The sequence below is a fragment of the Dehalobacter sp. genome (assembly GCA_023667845.1).
In the GTDB taxonomy this organism is placed as follows: Bacteria; Bacillota; Desulfitobacteriia; order Desulfitobacteriales; family Syntrophobotulaceae; genus Dehalobacter.
The window spans coordinates 1-2,636 of record JAMPIU010000172.1; the positions used below are offsets into that span (position 1 = coordinate 1).

A 2,636-nucleotide genomic window follows, 5' to 3' on the forward strand; every position below is an offset into this window, starting at 1 on the left:
AGTTATCTCTTTTATCAATAACTTTCACCGAAACCATCCCGCTTTCCTTATGGATGGCAAACTTTAACTCTGTTTTATATGCAGCTATGGTGTTATTAATTTGTTCTACCGCTTCTTCCAACTTCTGTTCGGAGTCATCGTTTGTTAACTGTTGAGCCTTAATCAGCATATTTGCTTTTTTATCCGATACTGCTTCTCTTTCTTCAGAAAGAGGTCTAACCTGCACATCCTGCTGAATAGGCATGATACTTCTATCAACACTCAAGACACTCACCTTTATCACCTCACGTTATTTTCTATTATCTATAAAATAACCATCCGTTTGGACAACCGGGCCGCGATAAGCTTTATAAGTACCTTTTCTTTGGTTTAGTGATTTAATCTCTTTCTTTAAATTTTGGAACTCGCCACTTACCGCCTGGAGGTTTTGATCTTCCAGTTTACGTATTTTAACTGCAAGTAGTTTCGCTCTATCCCCTAATATGCGGATCCCTTCCAGGTTCTCCTCAAATAATTTTTTCGATTCTTCCCCCCCTGCACTTTCCGTATAATTTGATATTTGCTTCTCCAATGGCAGAAGCTCTGCATTAATTTCATTGATGGTGTCGATATGTTGCTGTTTCCTGTCAATAATCGCTAATAGATCATCTATTTTTTCAGGAACCAGGAATTTTGTCTGTTCTAAAGTAGTTTTATAAATTTCTTCCATCAGCTTTATCTTCTGCTTTTTAAGGTCATATATTTTCTTAAGCAATTGTCTGGTTATCCTCCCTGTTTATTTACTGACCGCACGCTATCAGCGGTTTTGCGATCTTTACCGCTTCCCGCCAGGTATCACGCAGGTCTACCACTAACCCCAGCGCCTCGTCCAGGATATACTTGTCCTTTTTCATATTTGCTTCAAATAAACGCCGGTTGATATATTCGTACAGCGACGAAAGATTACCCGATATTTCATATTCCATATTCAACGTTTCACTCAGATAAGTAATAATTTCCTGCGCTTTGATAATCGAATTATGGACATCCTGGATTTTTTTCTCTTCTATAAACTTGATTCCCTGTTTGATGGATTTAACCGCGCCGTCGTAAAGGAGCAAGGTCAGTTCACCTTTGTCCGCGCTGATAATGGAATTTTGTTTGTACTGTTGATAAGGATTAATATTATACACTTGTGCAACCCCCGCAGATTTTTTCTTATGCCAGTCCACTTAACTGGGACAGCCAGGCACTCTGGCTGTTCATACTCTGAATAGCCTTTTCCATTGCTGTGAACTGCCGCCAGTAACGGTTTTCAATATCATTGAGACGATCTTCCAGCTTGTATATATCGCTGTCAATTTTAGATAACTGTTTGCCTATCGTACTGTTGTCGTAAGAACTATATGATGTACTGCTGCCGGCTTTGGATGAGAGCTGTGTAATTCCGTTATTCACTTCATTATAAATCCTGACAGCAATACCGTCTTCTTCATCAATATCAGATGCCTTCGTAAAAAGGTCCATTACTTCATCCGGATCATTCTGGAGCGCTTCTTTGAGCTTGGCCTCATTAATATAAAGCTTCCCTTTTTCCTGGTATGAGCCTGTCGTGATGCCTATGCTGGAGAGTGTTTTAAAAGTGGTTAATCCTGCCACGGAAGAACCTAATTCAGAGCGAATTTTTGTCAGTATTCCTGATATCATTGAATCGTTCCGCAACATGCCACTTTTGGCTTTACTCTCCCATAACTTAATCTCGTCTTCGGACATTTCTTCCTTCTCATCGTCTGTAAGCGGAAGAAAGTCTCTGTAGCGGGTCTCAGAAAGCTTGCTGTTAATTTCTTCTATAAGATCGTTGTATGAAGATACAAAATCCGAAATCAAATTAAATGATGAATCCGTATCGTTGGTTATAGATACCATGCTGGTGGCGCCACCACCCTGCCTCAGGTTCATGGTAATACCGTTGACTGTAACCTTGTTCGTCGAGCTGGTCAGGTTTAATGTATCACCAAAATCAAATACCGCGTCCTGACCGGCATATACAGTCCCGTCATTATTCAGCAACAGATTTAAAGTATTGGCGCCGGTTCCGCCCGCATCCGAAAGAAAACCGCTCGCATCGCTGGCAACCCTGATTTGCGCCGTGCTGCCGGTGGTGGTGGAAGATAGAAAGAACCTGTTCAAATTAGAGTCATAGCTTGCTTTTATGCCGATGCCGGCTTCATTTATTGCCGACACAACGCTGTTAATATTATCAGTTGCTGTGTCGAAGGTAAAATCATGGCTCCCGCCGCTCCCTTCCAGCGTGAAAGAAACGCTGCCGGACAAGCCAAATTGTTCTGCCAGGGTTTTTGTTGTCCCGTCCTCATTCAATTCTTCAGCCAGCGCGGCCTGGCTGCCCTTTGAAACCCCCTGGGCCAGTTGGTGAACAGTCACCGCATAACTCCCCTGCACAGCATTGGCGTTTGCGCTAACGGTGAGAGCGCTTTCGTTGGAGGAAACTGCAGACTTGGCCATATATGATGACTGGAACCTCATTTTAGATACAGTATCCCTGAAGGTCCGCATCAGGTTGTTGATGGTACGGTATTCATCCTTCTGCCACTCCAGGGTCTGCTTTTTCTGCTTTAACCTGTCAAGCGGCATCCTCT

4 protein-coding genes are annotated in these 2,636 nt (G+C 42.7%); all 4 read right to left on the reverse strand.

Translation table 11 applies throughout. From position 1 onward, the window contains the following. Positions 1-265, reverse strand: a 265-nt coding sequence (locus tag NC238_14690; protein MCM1567154.1) for a flagellar protein FlaG, incomplete at its 3' end; no start/stop codon positions are given. Between the two features lie 24 nt (positions 266-289). Next, a complete protein-coding gene (locus NC238_14695) occupies positions 290-754 on the reverse strand; it encodes a flagellar protein FlgN (protein ID MCM1567155.1) in 465 nt (154 codons plus the stop codon). Positions 755-779: 25 nt separating this feature from the next. Continuing rightward, on the reverse strand, positions 780-1,172 hold the full coding sequence (fliS, locus tag NC238_14700; protein MCM1567156.1) for a flagellar export chaperone FliS: 393 nt from the start codon (positions 1,170-1,172) through the stop codon (positions 780-782). 25 nt (positions 1,173-1,197) lie between these two features. Next, on the reverse strand, positions 1,198-2,636 hold a 1,439-nt coding region (gene fliD, locus NC238_14705), incomplete at its 5' end, for a flagellar filament capping protein FliD (GenBank protein MCM1567157.1).